We start from the raw sequence: 19,687 nt of genomic DNA, 5'->3' as shown, positions 1-19,687 counted from the left end.
CGCCCCGGCGTCCGTGTGGCAATTGCTGAGTACAGTTGCCCCAGACGAACACCGTGGGTGAATCCCCTTGCCGCACCGTTGTTTTCAAGACACTGCGGACGATCTCTTTCCGGTTCCTGTTCGCTTCCCTTCGGCCTTATGTTGCCGTCGGGGAAGTCGCACATCATGGTCATTATCGTTCTCTCGAAGGCGCTCTCAGGTGCTCGTTACCCGAAAACGGGAGCGCAAGAATTGTGCCCCGCTCTGTGCGGCACTGGCGATCGAGGGGGAACATGGCCACGTTTTCATCCGGTGAGACCGCCGCCGAAGTATTCGGCCGTCTCTTCACCGTACTGCTCGAGGACGAGGAATTCGTCGCAAGGGCCCGGCGGGAGGAACTGACGGTCCGGCTCGTCCACACGAGGCCCGACTGCCAGATCTTCGTGTCCCCGCAAGGCGTCGTCATCGGTGAGGAGGCCCCGCAGTCGGCGGCGATCACGCTCAAGATGTCGTGCGACACGGCCCATGAGCTCTGGATGGGGCGGCTCATGGTGCCCGTCGCCATCGCCACGGGCCGGCTCAGGATCCGCGGAAAGGTCGCCAAGGTGCTGGAGCTGGTTCCGATGCTGCGGCCCGCCTTCGACCGGTACCCGCACATCGCGGCCGCCTCCGGCGTCGGCGCCTGAACTCTCGCAGGATCCACCCCGACCAGGGAACCAACGCGCAAGGAGAGTCGTCGCACGTGAAAACCGCTCCCTCCGAATCAGGGTCCGCGTCCCACACCAATTCCCACCCCGAGCCCGAGACAGAGTCCGAGACCAGGTCCGAGACAAAGGCCGCGTCCGGGCGCGAGTCCCATTCCGCCTCCGCGGCGGGTCTGAACTTCGAGGTACTCCCGCCCGAGGTCCAGCAATTCAGGAACGCCGCGAGGGAATTCGCCCACGACGTGGTCAAGCCCCGCGTCCTGCCCATGGACCAGGCGCCGGCGGAGGATTTCGACTGGCAACTCGTCAGCCAGGGCCACCAGATCGGCCTCACCCGTGCGGCGGTCCCGAAGGACTACGGCGGCATGGGTGTCGGAATGCTGGGCGTGGCCACCGCACTGGAGGAGGTGGCCGCCGTCTGTCCCGGCACCGCGCTGATTTTCGGCGCCACCATGCTCGGCCAGGCGCCCGTCCTGCTCTCCGGCGATCCCCGTCTGCAGGCCCGCTTCCTGCCCCTGTTCTCGGGCGACGAACCGGTACTCGCCTGCAACGCGGTCACCGAGGAGGACGCGGGCTGCGACCTGATCATTCCGTCCCAGGCGCAGTACGCGCGCAACGTGATGACCGCGCGCAGGGCCGGCGACCACTACGTGCTCACCGGCCGGAAGCGGTTCATCACCAATGCCAAGATCGCCGCGTTCGCCTCCGTGTTCGCGAACATGGAGGGCAGCCCCGGGGCGACCGGCCTCACCTCCTTCATCGTCCCTCTCGACCTGCCGGGCGTGGTGCGCGGGCCCGTGGCCGACAAGATGGGATACCGCGCATGTCTGGGCAGTGAGCTGGAGTTCCACGACGTCCGGGTGCCCGCCGAGTACATGATCGGAGGCGAGGGCGAGGGGATGGCCATCAACATGGCGCAGAGCAACATGGCTCGCGCCGCGGTGGCCGGCATTTCCACCGGTGTGGCGCGCAGCGCGCTGGAGCGGGCGACGGCCTGGTGCGGGGAACGGGTGCAGGGCGGACGCCATCTGCGCCACCAGCAGTTCACGGCGGCCAAGCTCGCCGGCATGGCCGCCAAGGTCGATGCCGCCCGCCTGCTGTACCTGCGCGCGGCGGACAAGGTCGACAACGAACTGCCCCCGCCCGCCTACGAACCGGCCGTCGCCAAGCTGTTCGCGGACCGCACGGCGATCGAGGTCGCCGACGCGGCCCTGTCGCTGATCGGCGCACGCGGCTATCTGCGCTCGTACGGCGTGGAGAAGACGATGCGTGACGCCCTGGGCACCCGCATCTATGAGGGGACCCCCGAAGTGCTCGCACTCGCCATCACCGACGGCCTCTACGCACAGGAGGACGAGTGGTGAACACCGCCGTGCCGACCGCCGACGGCGCCCACGCCCCCGTTCGCGACAGGTCGGAGCCGGGGGCCGCCGACGCCGTGGACCTCGGCGCCGTACGGTTCGCCGCGGACATCATCAGGCTCCACGAGCGGCTCAGCTACCGGCGGTTGCCCGCGGAGCTCACCGGGCGTCCGCTGTCCCTGATCGAGGATCCGGCGAGCGCACTGGTCACCGTCACCGGCCGCGACAGCCAGTTTCCAGCCCGGTACCTCAAGGGAATTCTGGGCTTCCGTCTCGCCCAGTACCTTCGGCTGAAGTGGATCGCCGCCGCCGCGGTACACCGCGGTGCCGTGTTCCACGAACCACTGCCGCAACCGCGAGCCGTGGAGAACATCCACACGGTCACCCTGTGCCAGGGTACCGGGAAGATACGGGGGTACGTGGGGCTGGCCTGCTCCGCGGACACCGAAAGTCTTCCGCTCGACTCGCCACGCCGTACCCCATTTCCGGCCGAAGCCGCGCACGGCGTCGACCTGCTCGGACGCTACGCGCGGGCGGGCCTGGGAACCCACCAGGCCTTCGAGTTCAAGCGCTTCCTGCGGGATCAGGCGATGCCACAGGGCGAGCAGTACGCGCGTGTCCCCTGGCATCTGATGCTGGGCATGGGGGAGGCGATGATCGCTCTGGGGGACGCCGTGCGCATCGTGCTCGGCGACGCCAAGGAGCACGTGGCGCTGCGGCATCTGCGCCTGGCCGGCTTCGAGTTGCACGTGGTCGAGGGCACGTCCCCACGCCTGTCCGCATCGGATCCCATGTCGCCGATCTACCGGCAGACCGTGGTGGCCAAGCCGTTCGTCGCCCCGGTGCCCGCGGACATGCCCTGGTACCGCGACGTGGTGCGCTCCTATCTCGACGGGACCAGCGACCTGGTTTCGCAGCACGCCCTGGTCACCACCCTGGCCGGGCGGAAGAAGCGCCCGGGGGAACGTCCCGGTCCGGCACGCGGGGAGGCACGCGGGTGACGAACGACGACAGCCGGCCGACGTCACCGACCGCGGGTGAACCCGCGGAGCGGGCCCGGTTCTACGGGGAGTTGATCACGCGTAACGCGGGAGTGGTGGCCGAGGCGGACCAGCAGGCCCTGCGTGCGGCCACCATCCTGGTGGCCGGCTGCGGGTCGATCGGGGGCGCGGCCCTGGAACCGCTGACGAGGCTGGGCGTGGAGAGCTTCGTCCTGGCCGACCCCGGCGCGTACGAGCTGAACAATCTCAACCGGCAGTCGGCGACCGTCGCCGACATCGAACGGAACAAGGCCTCGGTGGCCGCGCACCGGGTGCGGGCGATCAACCCGTACGCCTCCGTCGAGGTCTTCACCGAAGGGGTCACCGGGCAGACCGTGCCGAAGCTGACGGCCTCCTGTCAGGTGATCATCGACGGGGTGGATGTCACGACCCGCGAGGGTTGGCAGGCCAAGCACCTGCTGCACCGCCACGCCGTCCAGCGGCGGCTGCCCCTGATCACCGGCTGGGACATGGCCGGTACCCAGTACGTCCGCTGCTACGACTACCGGCGCGTCCGCTCACCGTTCGCAGGAGCCATCAGCATGCGGGACGTCGCCTGCCTGGACACCTGGGAACTGCTGCGCCGCGCCGTGCCGCTGCGGCACGTACCGGCGGACATGCTGGCCGAGATCCGGGCCAATCACGCCAGGACCGACTACAGCTTTCCCCAAGTGGCCTACACGGCAATGGCGTTCGGCGTGATCAGCTCCCACATGGTGGTCAGGCTGCTCGCCGGGCGGCCGGTCCGCCACCACATCCGTCTCGACGTGCACCAGGAGACCCGGCCGCGCGGCGAACAGTGGCGCACACGGGCGCGCCGGCCGGTGGAACTCGGGGCGTTGCTGCCGGATCTGCTGCGGATGCTTCTCAACCCCGGCGCGGACCGGGCGCCCCGGTAGGCGGCAGACCGGACAGTTACCCACCTCCCGGCCCTGAGGCCGGGCCCGGTGCCGCGCGGGCATGCCCGTGGACGGCGACCCGGGCGAGCGACGGCAGGACCGGCAGGGCCGGGCGACCCGGCCCTGCCGGTCCTGCCGGTCCGTCCGGTCCGCGCCACGGTCCTGCCCCGGTCACCGCAGCGGAATCCCCCTACGGAATCCCCCTTACGGAGGTGCACATGAGTGTTCCGAATCGGCACGTGCTGTGGACGTTCCTCTGCTGCGGCATGGGCGTGGCCATGGTCTCACTCGACAATCTGGTCGTCATCACGGCCCTGCCGGCCATCCGTGGCGATCTCGGCGGGAGCATCCAGGAACTGGAGTGGACCGTCAACGCCTACACCCTCACCTACTCGGTGCTGATGCTGCCCGGCGCCGCCCTGGGGGACAGGTTCGGCAGACGGCGGATGTTCGGTATCGGGATGGGCGTCTTCGTCGCCGCCTCGGCGGGGGCCGCGCTGGCCTCCGGCATCGGGGCACTGATCGCCGCACGCGCCGTGCAGGGCCTGGGCGCCGCGCTGCTCATGCCGCTGAACATGACCATCCTCACGGAGGCCGCGCCCGCGCACCGGCGCGGTGCCCTGCTGGGCGCGATGAGCGCAGTGGAGGGCGTCGCCATCGCGATGGGGCCCCTTCTGGGCGGAGCGGTGGTGGAACACCTCAGCTGGCAGTGGGTGTTCTGGATCAACGTACCGATCGGCGCGGTGGTGTTGCCGTTCGCCCGGTGGAAGCTCGCCGAGAGCCACGGGCCCCGGCCCCGGCTGGACCTGGTGGGGACGATCCTGGCCAGTGCCGGCCTCTTCGGGATCGTCTTCGGCATCATCCACGGCCACGCGGACCACTGGAGCAGCGTCCGGGTGCTGACCTCGCTGTCCGGCGGCGCGGTCGTCCTGGCCGCCTTCGTCCTCTGGGAGCTGCATACCGAACTGCCCATGTTCCCGATGAAGTTGTTCCGCCACCGGACCTTCAGCGCGATGAACGCGGCCGGACTGCTGATGTTCGCGGGCATGTTCGGCTCGGTCTTCCTGCTCACGCAGTTCTTCCAGGGGCCGCAGGGCTACTCACCGCTGGAGGCGGGCCTGCGCATCCTGCCGTGGACCGCGGTACCCATTTTCGTCGCCCCCCTGGTGGGGCTGCTCTCCGACCGCGTCGGCAGCCGGACCATCGTCGCGCTCGGACTCACCTTCCAGGCCTGCGGGCTCGGATGGATCGCCTCGCGCATCTCTCCCCACGTCGCCTATCCGGCGCTCGTGCCCGCACTGGTCCTGTGCGGCCTGGGAATGACCTTCTATTTCTCCCCCACCGCGAACATGGTGATGAGCGCGGTCGACGCCGGGGACCGCGGCATGGCGTCGGGGGCGATCAACGCACTGCGCGAACTCGGCGGCGTCCTGGGGATCGCGGTGCTCGCCTCGGTGTTCTCCGCGCACGGAGACCTCACCTCCGCGGACCGGTTCACGGACGGTCTGATTCCCGCGGTGTGGACCGGTGTCGCCCTGATCGCGGCCGGGGCCCTCGCGGTCCTGGCGACACCTCGACGGCCTCACGCCGACCGGTGCGCGGAGCCGGGGCAGGCCGTGCCGACGTCCATGAGCCGCCGGGCGTGACGGCGCGGCCTGTCGCGGGCGCGGCAGGAAACCTGTTCCGTCGTGGGGAAGGAGAACAATGAACGAACCGATCCGCGTCCTGATCGTGGAGGACCGGGCCATCGCCCGCACCGGGATCCGGGCCGTCCTCGACGAGGACCGGGGCATCGAAGTGGTGGGTGAGGTGTCCGACGGCGCGAGCGTGCTCAGCAGGACGCGGGAACTGCAACCGCATCTGCTGCTCGTCGGCGCACTTCCGCACACCCTCAACACGGTGGAACTGGTCGGTGCGCTGGCCCCGCACCCCGGTGGCAGACGACCCGGTGTCCTGCTCATGGCCGGTGAGGCGGACAATCGGGCGCGCCGCGCCTTCCGGGCCGGAGTCAAAGGGGTCATCCTCAGCCGCTCCACCCCGGGGCAGCTGCTGTCGGCGGTCCATGTCGTGGCCGCCGGGTACCGGATCTTCTTCGACGAGTCGGTCTCCTCGGAGGGCGACGACACCATGGTCCCCGGCACACCGCCCACGACGCGTCACGACGCCCACGCGGCGAACGTCACGGGACTCAGCACTCTGACCCCTCGCGAGAAGGACGTTTTCCGGCTGCTCGCCCACGGTCTGAGCAATACCGAGATCTCCGTGGCACTGGTGTTGAGCGAGAACACCGTGAAGTCCCATGTGCAGCGGCTGCTGGAGAAACTGAATCTGCGTAATCGTGTGCACGCGGTCATCCATGCCTACCGGACGGGCCTGATGACATCCGGTCCCGACCCCGCGCCCCAGGGGGCGGAGGACTGCCTTGCCTGCGGCGCAAAGGCTGGTGAGTCGGCGTGAGCTGCCCAAAGCGTGGCGGGAGTGCCCCAGCAGTGCTCCAGTGAGCCTGCCGCGCCCCGCGCGAGCCCTGTGGTCGGCTGATGCCCAACAGGGCTCGTACCGGGCGCTGTTGGGCATCAGCCGCTCGCTTCGAGGAGGTATCCTCGACCGCTGGCGGTCCGGATGCGCAGCCCCACGCACCTCACCTTGCGCCGGATTCTCATGACGTGCAGATCCAGGGCGTTCTGGCTCGCCCTTCCGCGACGCGCGCGGAGCAGCGCGATCAGCTCGTGCCGGGCCACAAGGCCCCCGAACCGCTCCACGAGGGGCTGCAGCAGGTCCGTCTCGGTCGGTGACACGGGCACCACCTGGCTGCCGTAGCGGAGCAGCCCGTCCTGGTCCAGGACAGGGATCCGGTAGGTGCCGGCCCTGGCCCTCAGGGCCGCGACACGGGCGGCGAAGTCCGCCTTGCTGACGGGCGCCCGCACCCAGTCCTCCCGTGCGTCGGTCGGAACCGGCGGACTCGCGCCGTTCTCGACCAGAACCAGGCGAAGGGCTCCCCGCCGTCGTAACTGCTGCAGCCTCTCCGTCTCGACGGGCCAGCGCACCACACGGACGTCCTCCCCGGTCGAAGAAATCTCCCCGTCGCTGCATTGCGGCATGAATTCCCCCTATTTCAAACATGACGAAGACTGCGAATTTATGTTCCGGTCGCTCGAACGTGCCGACATGCCGTCGCGCGATCGTCGAACGGTGGTGCGTGGCCGCGATGGTCTGCATGGCCGCGTGCGGCGTTACTGCTTTCACTATGCAGTGCACGTCAGTGCCGCTGCAACAAGTGCATACGGCAGCCGCCCACGGGCTATCGTCATAAAATCAGCCGGGCGATGGCCTGCTTATCTGTGTAATGGTTCTTCGGGGCGAGTGGCCGGCGGACGGTCGGACCCGTAGTTGGTGAAAAGTGGTGAAGCGGTGGGTGCCTCGGCGGAGTAGATTGTTTCCGCGGAACTTCGATTTGCAACCCGGCCAGAGTTTCTTTGTCCCATTGAAGCGGCCTGGGTCCACATTTTGAGGGCGGAAAGGAAACAGCTTGGAAAAGGCGGAGGAATGTGCCGAAGAACCGGGATGCCTCTGCGCACCAGGCCCCGGCCGTCTTCTCACCACCGGGGAGTTGCTGATCGCCATCCTCGCGCTGGTGCCGGCCAGGATCGCCCGGAAGCCGTCGCGGGAGGCCCCGGAGCGCCGCACCCCGGCACCCCACCACACGAGACAGCAGGACCATGCGGAAGGAATCCGTCATGCTGACCGCGACCGCTGAAGCGACACGGCCCGACGACGGCCGGCCCCCAGCCGTGAGCGCCGACGTCGTGGTGACGGGGCTCGGGGCGACCACTCCACTCGGCGGCGATGTTCCGTCCAGCTGGGCGGCGCTGCTGTCCGGCCGGTCCGGCGTGTCCCGGCTGGACGCTCCCTGGGCCGAGCAACTCCCGGTCCGCATCGGGGGCACCATGTGCCAGGACCCCGTCACACGGCTGGACCGGGTCCGGCAGCGGCGGCTGGACCGCAGCCAGGCGGCCGCGGTGGTGGCAGCCCAGGAGGCGTGGGCAGACGCCCGCGAGCCCGAGGTCGAGGCCGAACGGCTCGCGGTGGTGGTGGGCACCGGGGTCGGCGGCGCGCTCACCATGCTGGAACAGCACCACCGGCTTCAGGAGCGGGGCCAGCGTGCCCTGTCGCCCTTCACGGTGCCCAGGCTGATGCCCAACGGCAGTGCCGCCGCGGTCAGTCTGCTGCTGGGCGCGCGGGCCGGCACACACGCCCCGACCAGTGCCTGCGCGTCCGGCGCGGAGGCGCTCGCGGTGGGCGCGCTGCTGATCCGGTCCGGCCGTGCCGACGTGGTCGTCGCCGGCGGCACGGACGCCTGTCTGCACCCCCTGTCACTGGGTGCGTTCGCCCGCATGGGTGCCCTGTCCCTGCGCAACGACGCCCCCGGCCTGGCCTCCAGGCCCTTCGATCACGAGCGCGACGGCTTCGTCATGTCCGAGGGCGCCGGGATGGTGGTACTCGAACGCGCCGGGTTCGCCAGGGCGCGCGGAGCGCGCGTCCACGCGGTGCTGGCGGGGGCCGGCGTCACCTCCGACGCGTACGACGTGACGTTACCCGCCGTCGAGGGCCAGGTCCGGGCCATCCGGGCGGCGTTACGGGACGCCGGACTCACCGGAGCCGACATCGCCCACGTCAACGCCCACGCCACCGGCACTCCCGTGGGGGACGTCACGGAAGCCCGTGCGGTGCGCGAGGCGGTCGGCCCGTATCCCGCCGTCACCGCTTGCAAGTCCGCCACCGGCCACCTGCTCGGGGCCTCCGGTGCCGTGGAGGCCGTCTTCACCGCCCTCACCATGGAACACGGCCTGATTCCGCCGGTCCGCAACCTCGACAAGGTGGCGGACGGGGTCGAACTCGACCTGGTGACCGGCGAACCACGGCGGACGTCCGCGGCGGCCGCCCTGTCCACGTCCTTCGGATTCGGGGGACACAACGTGGTCCTGGCCTTCACCCGCTGAGCCGGGCGTGCGCCCCGGCAGGCCGGCGCTCGCCCCCGGCCCCGTGCCACTACGGCGCTCACTCCCGCCCCCGTGCTGCCGCGGTGCTCACCCCCGGCCCCGTGCTACCGCCGCCCGGGAACGCCGGCCCGCTCCCGGCAGGCTGTCACAAGGCGCGCCACGGCCGCCGGATGAGTCATCTGGGGGTAGTGTCCCGCGGCTTCGATCACCGTGACCGGCGCGTTCACGGTCTCGGTGACCGGATCCGCCGATCCGACGACGAGCTCCACGGGCAGCCGCAGCGCGCGGAGCGCACTGCGCAGTTCCTCCCGCTGCTCGTGCGCGGTGCGCATGGCCGCGATCACTCGCCGTGCCGCCCCCTTGCGCCGCAGGTCCACCGCGAGACCGTCGAGGCCGCTGTCTTCGGGCAGGCCGAGCGAACGGGCCAGCCGGGAAACGGGAGTTGCGCGCAGTAGCGGTGCGGCGAGCCGCGAGCGCGCCAGTGCGGAGGACGGCGGCTGGAGGAAGGCCGGGGCGACGAGGACCAGCGCGGAAAGGCGGTCCGGCCGGGCCGTGGCGTACCGCAGCGCGGGACCGCACGCGAGCGAATGGGCGACGAGTACGGGCCGCGTCACCACAGGATCGAGCAGATCGGCGAGCCAGTCGTCGAGCGGCCGCTCGCCCGGGCCGGACCTGCCGAACCCGGGCAGGTCGGCCGTGAGGTAAGGAGCATCCAGGAAGTCTGCGGCGCGTGCCCACGAATCGGCGTTCAGGGGGAGTCCGTGCAACAGAACGTAGCCCGGGCCCCGGCGCTCTCCGATCACCCAGGTCCGGCTGTCCGCCACGCTGTGGAAGCCGCAGGGCCGGTGGCACGGGCCGGACCGGCCGAAGCGCGTGGCGACCAGGTCGTCCACCCACTGGCGCAGCGCCGGCTCCACGGGCGGCATGGACAACCCATGGGACTCCGCCAGGGCGCGGGCGGGAGCCGTGTCGTAGCGGTCGGTCGACAGGAACGACAGGGTCTCCGGGTCGGCGCGGGTCACCGCGCGGGGCAGCCTGCGCAGCAGACCGACCGGGACCGAGCGACGCGGCGCCCGGACGCCCATGTGCTGAGCGAACACGCCGATCATCTCCGGCAGATCCGGGGTCGCGTCGTCCAGCACCCAGTAGGCCCGGCCCGCGCTCTCCCCGTGCCCCGGGAGAGCGGCCAGGAACCGGACGAAGTGGTCGAGGGTCACCACCGGGAGGAAGATGCCGGGCCCGCCGGGCAGCGCCCGCAGCCGTCCCTGCCACAGTTCGCCGACCACCGAGGCCAGGCCGACGTACTGGCCCGGCCCGATCACGGTACTGGGATTGGCGATGGTCAGCGCAACACCCAGTTCGCGAGAGCGTTTCCGCACCGCCGCGTCGGCCTCCTGCTTCGAGGCCTCGTACGCCCCGAGCCTGCCGTAGTCCGGTGGCCCCCCTGCCGCGGCGGCCATGCGGTAGCCGCTGATGTGGACCACCCGGCGCAGCCCCGGCCGGCCCGCCGCCCACTCGACCACGTGCACGGCGCCCGTCACGTTCACCGCCCTGGCCTGCTCCCTGCCGATACCGAAGGCGAAGCGCGCGGCGGTGTTGTAGACGTCCCGGACCTCGGACAGCCCCTGCTCGGGAAGACCCAGTCCCGGGACGGTGATGTCGGCCCGGACGACGGTCAGCCCCGCTCGCTCCACCCCCTGCGCGTCGAGCCACGCCGTCAGCCCGTCACCGGAGCCACGGACGGCGGCCGCCACCTGGTGGCCGCCGCGCAGCAGTTCCGCGACCAGAGAACGGCCGATGAAGCCCCCAGCACCGAAGACGATCGAGTCCGAGAGCATGCTGTCTCCTTGCCCGGGCCGGAATGTCGAGTCAGTGCCCTTGGGACAGGACCGAAGCCCCCGTCCACGGAGCAGTTCCACCGTACCGACACATCGAGGGATGATCAGGACGAATCACGCCGGCGCCACACGATCGGGGTGAGGGCTCAGCTCATCAGTCCCGCGGCGATGGTGGCTCCCAGCTCCCAGCACGCCTCGATGTCGGCCCTGCCCGGTTCGCCGGTCACCGTGACCGGCTCGGCCGCGGGCCGCCAGCCCAGGCCCGTCGTGATCGTCCCGATGCCCCGTACCGCGCCCGTGACGTCGTTGCCGCCGTGCACGTAGAAGCCGAACGGCCGCCCGCGGGTGGCGTCCAGACAGGGGTAGTAGACCTGGTCGAAGAAGTGCTTCAGGGCGCCGGACATGTAGCCGAGGTTCGCCGGAGTGCCCAGCACGTACCCGTCGGCGTCGAGGACGTCGGACGCCGTGGCGGACAACGCCGGCCGCCGCACCAGGCGCACTCCCTCGATCTCCGGCGCGGACGCACCCGAGACCACCGCCTCGAAGAGCGCCTGGCAGTTCGGTGAGGGTGTGTGATGCACGATCAGCAGGGTGGGCACGCCCCTACCCTGCCCCGGCGCCTTCGCCGACCGCAAACCGCTGCCGGGTCCGTCGCCCGTTGTGAAGGCCGGTCACGGGTGCGACGATGCCCGCACCGCAGGCCCGACGAAGGGGGATGTGCCGTGAGCCAGCAGGACGACCGGGCCCGGCAGGCGGCGGTGTTCGACGCCCTGGGAGCCGAGTACGAGCGGGCGTTCGCCCACTCCGAGGCGCACCAGAGGTCGTTGAAGTGGCTGCTCGGCCGGCTCGCGCCGGGCAGCCGGGTGCTGGACGTGGGCAGCGGCACGGGCCGGCCCACCGCCGCCGTGCTCACCGCGGCCGGGCACGACGTCGTCGGCCTCGACATCTCCCCGGTCATGGTCGACCTCGCCACGCGGCAGGTGCCGGGCGCCGAGTTCCGATGCGCCGACGTGCGCGAGGCCTCGTTCGAGGACGCCTCCTACGACGCGGTGTGCGTGTACTTCACGCTGTTGCAGATGCCCCGCCGCGAGCAGTCCGACGTGGTGCGGCGGTTGACGCGCGCGGTGAAACCCGGGGGCAGCATGGCGCTCGCCACGGTCCCCGTCGACGTGGAGGAGGCCGAGGGCGTCTTCATGGGTCAGCCCGTCCGGGTGACCAGCTTCGCCGCCTCCGCCTTCGCCGACCTGGCCCTCGGCGCCGGTCTGACGGTGGTCTCCCAGGAAGAGGCGCTGTTCACCCCGGCGCACGCGCAAGCCACGCCCGAACCGCACTTGTTCGTCCACTGCCGACGTACCGGCGACTGAACCGGTCCGGGTCCCGCGCCGGCCCACCGGGGCGGCTCAGGGCATCCGCGGCCGCCCCCGGGTACTGGTCGGGGAGGTTCAGGTCGAAGTCGGGGAAGTCGAGCTGCGTGATCTTCGCCGGCGACGGGGTGTCGGTCGCGGCAACGGCCGGAGCCGGGCGGCCGGTTGCGCAGCACGCGGTGCTCGGTGTCTGACCAGACGTCGGTGCGAACCGGCTCGCGGTCCTCGACCATCAGATACGAGTTCAGGGTCCGGTCCTCGGTGGTCCGGCGTGCGTCGGGGACGTCGAAGACGGCCGCCGCGGTGGGCAAGCCGAATCGAAGTCGAGGTGGCAGACGTCGTCACCGGCGAGCGCCCGGTGGTGGGCGGGGTTGGCGCTGGTGATGGCGCTGGTGACGGAGCGGCCCGTGCCTCCCTTGCCGGAGGCCGTGAAGACGAGCGGCGGGGCGGCGGCGCCAAACTTTAATGGTTCGTTTTCCTACACCGTTCGTGTTTGTGAGGGTAGCTTGGACCCATGACCGCATCGCAGTCTCCGACCACAGCCCAGGAACTGCGCGGTGCCGGTCTGCGGGTGACGGCCGCCCGTGTCGCGCTGCTCGAGACCGTCCGGGGTGGTGACCATCTCGACGCCGAGGCGATCGCCGCCGGCGTCCGCGATCGTGTAGGCCACATCTCCCTTCCAGCCGTCTACGACGCCCTCCACGCGCTCACCGAGGCGGGGCTCATACGCCGCATCGAACCGGCCGGCAGCCCGGCCCGGTTCGAGGGACGCGTGGGGGACAACCATCACCACCTCGTGTGCCGGTCGTGCGGCGCCGTCGCCGACGTGGACTGTTCGGCCGGCGAGGCGCCCTGCCTGACCGCCTCCGACGACCGCGGCTTCTCCGTCGACGAGGCCGAGGTCATCTACTGGGGCCTGTGCCCCGCCTGTTCCACCGCCCGCAGTTCCTGAGCACCGTGATCCACCCAGCCAGTTTGGAAGGATTCGCATGACCGAGAACCATGAGGCAATCGTCACCGACGCGAAGAGCGAGGAGGGAGGTGGCTGCCCGGTGGCGCACGGGCGCGCCCTGCACCCGACTCAGGGTGGCGGGAACCGCCAGTGGTGGCCGGAGCGGCTCAATCTGAAGATCCTCGCCAAGAACCCCGCCGTGGCCAACCCGCTCGGTGAGGACTTCGACTACGCCGAGGCGTTCAAGAGCCTCGACCTCCCGGCCGTGAAGCGGGACATCGCCGAGGTGCTCACCGACTCGAAGGACTGGTGGCCGGCCGACTTCGGTCACTACGGCCCGTTCATGATCCGCATGGCCTGGCACAGCGCGGGCACCTACCGCATCAGCGACGGCCGCGGCGGCGCCGGTGCCGGTCAGCAGCGCTTCGCCCCGCTCAACAGCTGGCCGGACAACGGCAACCTCGACAAGGCCCGCCGCCTGCTGTGGCCGGTCAAGAAGAAGTACGGCCGGAACCTGTCGTGGGCCGACCTCCTGATCCTCGCAGGCAACGTCGCCCTGGAGTCGATGGGCTTCAAGCCCTTCGGCTTCGGCGGCGGCCGTGCGGACGTCTGGGAGCCGGAGGAGGACGTCTACTGGGGTCCCGAGACCACCTGGCTCGACGACCAGCGCTACACCGGCGACCGCGAGCTGGAGAACCCGCTCGGCGCGGTCCAGATGGGCCTCATCTACGTCAACCCGGAGGGCCCGAACGGCAACCCGGACCCGATCGCCGCGGCCCGCGACATCCGTGAGACGTTCCGCCGCATGGCGATGAACGACGAGGAGACCGTCGCCCTGATCGCGGGCGGCCACACCTTCGGCAAGACCCACGGCGCGGGTCCGGCGGACCACGTCGGCCCGGACCCCGAGGCCGCCCCGATCGAGGCGCAGGGCCTCGGCTGGCGGAGCACGTACGGCACCGGCAAGGGCGGCGACGCGATCACCAGTGGCCTCGAGGTCACCTGGACCAGCACGCCGACCCAGTGGAGCAACGGCTTCTTCAAGAACCTGTTCGAGTACGAGTACGAGCTGACGACGAGCCCGGCCGGAGCCCACCAGTGGGTGGCGAAGGACGGTGCCGGCGCGGGCACCATTCCGGACGCCCACGACTCGTCGAAGAGCCACCCTCCGAGGATGCTGACGACGGACCTCTCGCTCCGGTTCGACCCGGTCTACGAGCCGATCTCGCGGCGCTTCTACGAGAACCCCGACGAATTCGCGGACGCCTTCGCCCGTGCCTGGTACAAGCTGACCCACCGCGACATGGGCCCGAAGTCGCTGTACCTCGGCCCGGAGGTCCCGGAGGAGACCCTGGTGTGGCAGGACCCGCTGCCGGAGGCCGAGGGCGAGGTCATCGACGCCGCCGACATCGCGGCCCTCAAGGCCAAGCTGCTCGACTCGGGTCTGACCGTCGCGCAGCTGGTGTCCACCGCGTGGGCGTCGGCCTCGACGTTCCGCACCAGCGACAAGCGCGGCGGTGCCAACGGCGCCCGCATCCGCCTGCAGCCGCAGGCCGGCTGGGAGGTCAACGAGCCCGACGAGCTGGCGCAGGTGCTGCGTGTCCTCGAGGGCATTCAGGCGGAGTTCAACTCCGGCGCCAGGAAGGTCTCCCTGGCCGACCTGATCGTCCTCGGTGGCGCCGCCGCCGTGGAGAAGGCGGCCAAGGACGCCGGTCACGACATCGAGGTGCCGTTCGCACCGGGCCGTGTGGACGCCACGGAGGAGCACACCGACGCGGAGTCCTTCGCCGCGCTGGAGCCCACCGCCGACGGCTTCCGCAACTACCTCGGCAAGGGCAACCGCCTGCCGGCCGAGTTCCTGCTGCTCGACAGGGCGAACCTGCTGGGCCTGAGCGCCCCCGAGCTGACCGTCCTGGTCGGTGGCCTGCGCGTCCTGGGCGCCAACTACCGGCGGACGTCGCTCGGGGTCCTCACCGAGACCCCGGGCAGGCTGACGAACGACTTCTTCGTCAACCTGCTCGACCTGGGCACGACGTGGTCGGCGACCTCGGAGGACCAGCACACCTTCGAGGGCCGCGACGACGCCACCGGCGAGGTCAAGTGGACCGGCACCCGTGCCGACCTGGTCTTCGGGTCGAACTCCGAGCTGCGCGCGGTCGCCGAGGTGTACGCGAGCGACGACGCGGCCAAGAAGTTCGTGAACGACTTCGTCGCGGCATGGGTCAAGGTGATGAACCTGGACCGGTTCGACCTCGTCTGACCGCTCTGATCACCCCGTCCGGGCCGGCCCGCACACCGGCCGGCCCGGACGCCCTTCCTCCGGGTGCGGCGCGCACGGGGCCGCCGACCCGGGACAGGCTCTACCCCAAGGCGGTCGCGCGCAGGCGCGCGGTGAGCCGCCGTTCCGGCACCCGGGCCGTGCTCGGCGGCCCGTTTCCGCGCCGATGCGGCATCCGGCCGTCCGCCCGCCGGGCACCCGCCGTAGTCCCATGGTCCACCGCCAAGGGCCGGACGCCTCCGAGGCGGTCGCGGCGACCATCGCGGACAGCGACGGCTGCGAGGTGGTGCCCGTGAGGCACGCCCCGCCGGCCATCGCCGAGACCCGGGGCGAACCGGGCGGGCACGTCGGCCCGGCCCGGGCGCGGACCCCGGCGCATACATCAACGGATGTACGTCGTTCAGCCCGCGGATGCAGAAGGGCGCGCGGAGCTTCGGCCCGTGGGTTGTCGATCCGGGCGAGATCCAGTTCTAGCGTGGAGCGCGTCCGGCCAGGCACGACTCCGGCCGGACCCACGTTCCCCTTCCCGCGAGGACACTTCATGATCGAGGCCCATTCCCTCACCAAACGTTACGGCGAGCGCACGGCTGTGCAGGATCTCAGCTTCACCGTGCGTCCCGGCACCGTGACCGGGTTCCTCGGGCCGAACGGGGCCGGCAAGTCCACCACCATGCGGATGCTCATCGGCCTCGACGCGCCCACCTCGGGCCGGGCGGTGGTCAACGGCAAGGGCTACGCCCAGCACCGGGCACCCCTGCACGAGGTGGGCGCGATGCTGGAGGCGCGCGCCATCCACACCGGGCGCAGCGCCTACAACCATCTGCTGGCGCTCGCCGCCACCCACGGGATCTCCGCCCGCCGGGTGAACGAGGTGATCGACCTCGTCGGTCTGCGCGCCGTGGCGAAGAAGCGGGTAGGCGGCTTCTCGCTGGGCATGGGACAGCGTCTCGGAATCGCCAGCGCCCTGCTGGGCGACCCGGCGACCGTGATCCTCGACGAGCCGGTCAACGGCCTCGACCCCGAGGGCATCCTCTGGATCCGCAACCTGCTCAAGGGACTGGCCGCCGAGGGGCGTACCGTCCTGGTGTCCTCGCACCTCATGTCCGAGATGGCGCTGACCGCCGAGCACCTCATCGTCATCGGACGGGGGCGGCTGATCGCCGACACGTCGGTGGCGGAATTCACCGCACAGGCCGCCGGCGACCTGGTGCGGGTGCGCACCGACGAAGCGGACGGGCTGCGCGGCCTGCTGGCCGGTCCGGACGTGACCGTCAGTGCACAGGAGGAGGGTGTGCTGCTGGTGACGGGGCTGACCAGTGAGCGCATCGGCCGGATCGCGGCCGACCACGGCATCGCGCTGGCCGAACTGACGCCGCAGCAGGCGTCGCTGGAGGAGGCGTTCATGGAGCTGACCCGGGACGCCGTGGAGTACCAGGCACCGGCGGCGCAGCTCGTCGGCGCGGGTGGGGAAGGGCGTGCGGCATGACGACGGCAACGGTGATTCCGGAGGCGGAACGGGGCGAGGTCACGCAACTGCGGGTGATCCACTCCGAGTGGATCAAGCTGCGGTCGCTGCGGTCGACCCTCTTCACCCTGCTCGCAGCGGTCGTCGCGATGATCGGCCTGGGCTTCCTGTTCAGCTACTTCACCGCCGACCGCTGGTCCCACCTGCCCCCGGACGAGCGCCTGCACTTCGATCCGACGCTGGTCAGCCTGCGCGGCTTCTACCTGGCCCAGCTGGCCGTCGGCGTCCTCGGCGTCCTGGTCATCAGCGGTGAGTACGCCACCGGAATGATCCGTGCCTCGCTGTCCGCGGTGCCGCGCCGCCTGCCCGTGCTCTGGGCCAAGGCCCTCGTGTACGCCGCCGTGGCGTGGGTGCTGATGACGATCGCCTCGCTGGTCGCCTTCCTGGTCGGACAGGCCGCGCTGTCGGGCCACCACCTGGGGACCTCGCTCTCCGCCCCGGGCGTGCTGCGCGCGGTGCTCGGCGCCGGACTGTACCTGACGGGCGTGGGCCTGATCGGGGTGGCACTCGGGGCGCTGATCCGCAACACCGCGGGCGGCATCGCCACCCTGTTCGGTGTGCTGCTGGTGCTTCCGGTGCTCGCCGAGGCGCTGCCGTCGTCGTGGTTCGACGCGGTCAACAAGTACCTGCCGAGCACGGCGGGGCAGGGCCTGGTCCACATCCAGCAGGAGCCGCATACGCTGGCGCCATGGTCCGGATTCGCGGTGTTCTGCCTGTACGCCCTGGTGGCGCTGGCCGGGGCGGCGGCGGCACTGAAGCGGCGGGACGCCTGATGGCGGCTGCCGGGCAGGGCACCGTCGCCGTGACGGACGGCCGACTGGCGCGTCCATGACGTACGCGCCACCCCAGGCCCTGCAGCAGCGGGCCCAGTCGTGGCGCGCCCTCGCGGGGCGCGCCCGGCTGCGGCTGCGCACACGCCTGTCGCCGCCGGCCGTGGACGCCCTGTTCGCGGCGGCGGTCTTCCTGGCGCAGACCGGGGTGGAGCACCGCCGCCTGCGCGAGCTCATGTGGCCGGTCCTGCTGTTCACCGGGTTGCTGGCGCTTCCGCTCGTGTGGCGGCGCCGGGCGCCGCTCACGGCGTTCCTGGCGATGTCGGCGGTCGCCCTCGTCCAGTGGTGCGCCGATGTGCGCATACCCGCGGACGTCTCGCTGCTGATCGCGCTGTACACGGTGGCCGCGTACGCCCCACGCCGGCGCACCTGGCTCGCCATCGGAGTGCTGGAGGGCGGGATCGTGCTCGCGTCGGCGCGGTGGGCTCCCGAGGGCCGGGGCGCCGAGTCGTTCGTCGCCCTCTCCGCGATGGCCGTGGCCGCGGCGGTGATCGGGATGAACATGCGCAGCCGACGCGCCCACATGGCGTTCCTGGAGGAGCGGGCCGTCCGGCTCGAACGCGAGCGGGACCAGCAGGCGCAGCTCGCGGTGGCCGGCGAACGCTCCCGCATCGCCCGCGAGATGCACGACATCGTCACGCACAACCTGTCGGTGATGGTGGCACTCGCCGATGGCGCCGTCTTCGCGCAGGAGCGCTCTCCGGACCGGGCCACCGCGGCGATGCGGCAGGTGTCCACGACGGGACGTCAGGCGATCACCGACATGCGGCGCTTCCTCGGCGTGCTGCGCGCCGACGAACCCGACGCGCTGCGTCACCCGATGCCGGGCATCGCACAACTGGAGCCGCTGGCCGACCAGGTCCGCGCGGCCGGGCTGCCCACCCGGCTGCGGATCGCGGGTGACCCGGCGGGCGTGCCCGTCCCGGCGCAGCTGACGGTGTACCGCCTGGTTCAGGAGGCGCTCACCAACACCCTCAAGCACACCCCGCCGGGCACCCGGGCCGATGTCCGGGTGCGCTGCGATCCGCAGCGGATCACGGTGCACGTCACCGACGACGGCCCCGCGGTGAAGGTCCCCGTCGCCTCCGGCGGACAGGGACTGCACGGCATGCGGGAGCGGGCCGCGGCGTACGGTGGCGAATTCGAGGCGGGGCCACGGCCCGACGGCGGCTGGCATGTGCGTGCGGTGCTGGCCCTGTCCGGAAACGAAGCGTGAGGCATGACGATCAGAGTTCTTCTCGTCGACGACGAGCCCTTGCTCCGCATGGCGTTCTCCATGGTGCTGGAGGCGCAGTCCGACATGGAGGCCATCGGCGAGGCCGGTGACGGCGAGCAGGCCGTGCGTCTGACCCGCGAACTGCGTCCCGACGTGGTCCTGATGGACGTCCGGATGCCCGGCGTGGACGGCATCGAGGCGACGGAACGCATCGTGGCGCAGTGCCCCGAGGCGAAGGTGCTGATCCTGACCACCTTCGACCTCGACGAGTACGCCTTCGCCGGCCTGCGCGCGGGAGCATCGGGATTCCTGCTCAAGAACGCGCTGCCCCAGGAACTGCTGGCGGCGATCCGCTGCGTGGCTGCCGGCGACGCGGTGGTGGCGCCGCGCATCACCCGGCTGCTGCTGGAGAACTTCGCCCACCGCCTCCCCGGCCAGTCGGCGAGTACCCGCGAGGACGAGCGACTGGCCCGGATCACCGCCCGCGAGCGGGAGGTGCTGACGCAGGTGGGCCGCGGGCTGTCCAACGCGGAGATCGCCGAGACCCTGCAGCTGGCCGAGGCGACCGTCAAGACGCACCTGAGCCGCATCCTGGTCAAGCTGGAACTGCGGGACCGCGTGCAGGCCGTGGTCTTCGCGTACGAGACCCGGCTCGTCCGGCCCGGCTGAGACCGCCGGACCGCGCGGTTTCCGGACGCTGCGGG

General features: G+C 71.1%; 17 protein-coding genes and 1 pseudogene. 14 read left to right on the top strand and 4 right to left on the bottom strand.

Going from position 1 to position 19,687, the window contains the following annotated elements:
- Nucleotides 1-272 precede the first annotated feature (272 nt).
- The 6 genes from AB0A61_RS25575 (at nt 273) to AB0A61_RS25550 (ending at nt 6,440) form a co-directional block, all read left to right on the top strand.
- The gene (locus AB0A61_RS25575) at nt 273-665 is read left to right on the top strand and encodes an SCP2 sterol-binding domain-containing protein (protein WP_361296530.1); all 393 of its coding nucleotides are present in this window, start codon (nt 273-275) and stop codon (nt 663-665) included.
- Between the two features lie 56 nt (nt 666-721).
- Nucleotides 722-2,047 (top strand): acyl-CoA dehydrogenase family protein, encoded by a 1,326-nt coding sequence (locus AB0A61_RS25570; protein WP_361296527.1) that lies wholly within the window; start codon nt 722-724, stop codon nt 2,045-2,047.
- Nucleotides 2,044-3,045: a hypothetical protein gene (locus AB0A61_RS25565; protein ID WP_361296524.1), complete on the top strand. Its 1,002-nt coding sequence runs from the start codon at nt 2,044-2,046 to the stop codon at nt 3,043-3,045. Before AB0A61_RS25570 ends, AB0A61_RS25565 begins: the two co-directional genes overlap by 4 nt.
- Complete coding sequence (locus AB0A61_RS25560; RefSeq protein WP_361296521.1) at nt 3,042-3,983, top strand: ThiF family adenylyltransferase; 942 nt, start codon at nt 3,042-3,044, stop codon at nt 3,981-3,983. The genes AB0A61_RS25565 and AB0A61_RS25560 overlap by 4 nt, the downstream gene beginning before the upstream one ends.
- Before the next feature lie 218 nt (nt 3,984-4,201).
- Nucleotides 4,202-5,629: an MFS transporter gene (locus AB0A61_RS25555; RefSeq protein ID WP_361296518.1), complete on the top strand. Its 1,428-nt coding sequence runs from the start codon at nt 4,202-4,204 to the stop codon at nt 5,627-5,629.
- Between the two features lie 58 nt (nt 5,630-5,687).
- Nucleotides 5,688-6,440 carry a response regulator transcription factor gene (locus tag AB0A61_RS25550; RefSeq protein ID WP_361296515.1) on the top strand — a complete coding sequence of 251 codons (753 nt, stop codon included), beginning with the start codon at nt 5,688-5,690 and terminating at the stop codon, nt 6,438-6,440.
- A gap of 116 nt (nt 6,441-6,556) precedes the next feature.
- Here AB0A61_RS25550 and AB0A61_RS25545 read toward each other — a convergent pair whose 3' ends face one another.
- A complete protein-coding gene (locus AB0A61_RS25545; protein WP_361296512.1) occupies nt 6,557-7,030 on the bottom strand; it encodes a helix-turn-helix domain-containing protein in 474 nt (157 codons plus the stop codon).
- Nucleotides 7,031-7,717: 687 nt separating this feature from the next.
- On the opposite strand from AB0A61_RS25545, the gene AB0A61_RS25540 reads away from it, so the two are divergent.
- The gene (locus tag AB0A61_RS25540) at nt 7,718-8,980 is read left to right on the top strand and encodes a beta-ketoacyl-[acyl-carrier-protein] synthase family protein (RefSeq protein WP_361296509.1); all 1,263 of its coding nucleotides are present in this window, start codon (nt 7,718-7,720) and stop codon (nt 8,978-8,980) included.
- Nucleotides 8,981-9,084: 104 nt separating this feature from the next.
- Here the strand turns inward: AB0A61_RS25540 and AB0A61_RS25535 are convergent, their stop codons facing one another.
- Together AB0A61_RS25535 and AB0A61_RS25530 are read right to left on the bottom strand one after the other, a co-directional pair.
- Entirely contained in the window at nt 9,085-10,818 is a 1,734-nt protein-coding gene (locus AB0A61_RS25535; RefSeq protein WP_361296506.1) for an alpha/beta fold hydrolase, read from the bottom strand.
- Between the two features lie 146 nt (nt 10,819-10,964).
- Nucleotides 10,965-11,417 (bottom strand): NAD(P)H-dependent oxidoreductase, encoded by a 453-nt coding sequence (locus tag AB0A61_RS25530; protein ID WP_361296503.1) that lies wholly within the window; start codon nt 11,415-11,417, stop codon nt 10,965-10,967.
- 123 nt (nt 11,418-11,540) lie between these two features.
- Between AB0A61_RS25530 and AB0A61_RS25525 the strand changes: the two genes are divergently transcribed.
- Nucleotides 11,541-12,182, top strand: a complete 642-nt coding sequence (locus AB0A61_RS25525; RefSeq protein ID WP_361296500.1) for a class I SAM-dependent methyltransferase — start codon at nt 11,541-11,543, stop codon at nt 12,180-12,182.
- 143 nt (nt 12,183-12,325) lie between these two features.
- On the opposite strand, the pseudogene AB0A61_RS25520 reads toward AB0A61_RS25525, so the two are convergent.
- Nucleotides 12,326-12,567: pseudogene (locus tag AB0A61_RS25520) on the bottom strand (ParA family protein); the annotation flags it as partial.
- A 129-nt stretch (nt 12,568-12,696) separates the two neighbouring features.
- On the opposite strand from AB0A61_RS25520, the gene AB0A61_RS25515 reads away from it, so the two are divergent.
- The 6 genes from AB0A61_RS25515 (at nt 12,697) to AB0A61_RS25490 (ending at nt 19,652) form a co-directional block, all read left to right on the top strand.
- The gene (locus AB0A61_RS25515) at nt 12,697-13,134 is read left to right on the top strand and encodes a Fur family transcriptional regulator (protein WP_361296497.1); all 438 of its coding nucleotides are present in this window, start codon (nt 12,697-12,699) and stop codon (nt 13,132-13,134) included.
- 37 nt (nt 13,135-13,171) lie between these two features.
- Entirely contained in the window at nt 13,172-15,394 is a 2,223-nt protein-coding gene (katG, locus tag AB0A61_RS25510) for a catalase/peroxidase HPI (RefSeq protein ID WP_361296494.1), read from the top strand.
- 559 nt (nt 15,395-15,953) lie between these two features.
- Nucleotides 15,954-16,898, top strand: coding sequence for an ATP-binding cassette domain-containing protein (locus tag AB0A61_RS25505; RefSeq protein WP_361296491.1), 945 nt, complete (start codon nt 15,954-15,956; stop codon nt 16,896-16,898).
- Complete coding sequence (locus AB0A61_RS25500) at nt 16,895-17,710, top strand: ABC transporter permease subunit (protein WP_361296488.1); 816 nt, start codon at nt 16,895-16,897, stop codon at nt 17,708-17,710. Before AB0A61_RS25505 ends, AB0A61_RS25500 begins: the two co-directional genes overlap by 4 nt.
- Before the next feature lie 55 nt (nt 17,711-17,765).
- The gene (locus AB0A61_RS25495; protein WP_361296485.1) at nt 17,766-18,983 is read left to right on the top strand and encodes a histidine kinase; all 1,218 of its coding nucleotides are present in this window, start codon (nt 17,766-17,768) and stop codon (nt 18,981-18,983) included.
- 3 nt (nt 18,984-18,986) lie between these two features.
- Nucleotides 18,987-19,652, top strand: coding sequence for a response regulator transcription factor (locus AB0A61_RS25490; RefSeq protein ID WP_361296482.1), 666 nt, complete (start codon nt 18,987-18,989; stop codon nt 19,650-19,652).
- Nucleotides 19,653-19,687 lie beyond the last annotated feature (35 nt).

Source organism: Streptomyces sp. NPDC046197 (assembly GCF_040646295.1).
In the GTDB taxonomy this organism is placed as follows: domain Bacteria; phylum Actinomycetota; class Actinomycetes; order Streptomycetales; family Streptomycetaceae; genus Streptomyces.
The sequence above is the reverse complement of the archived record's forward strand: the minus strand, read 5'-3'. Positions and strand labels throughout refer to the sequence as shown.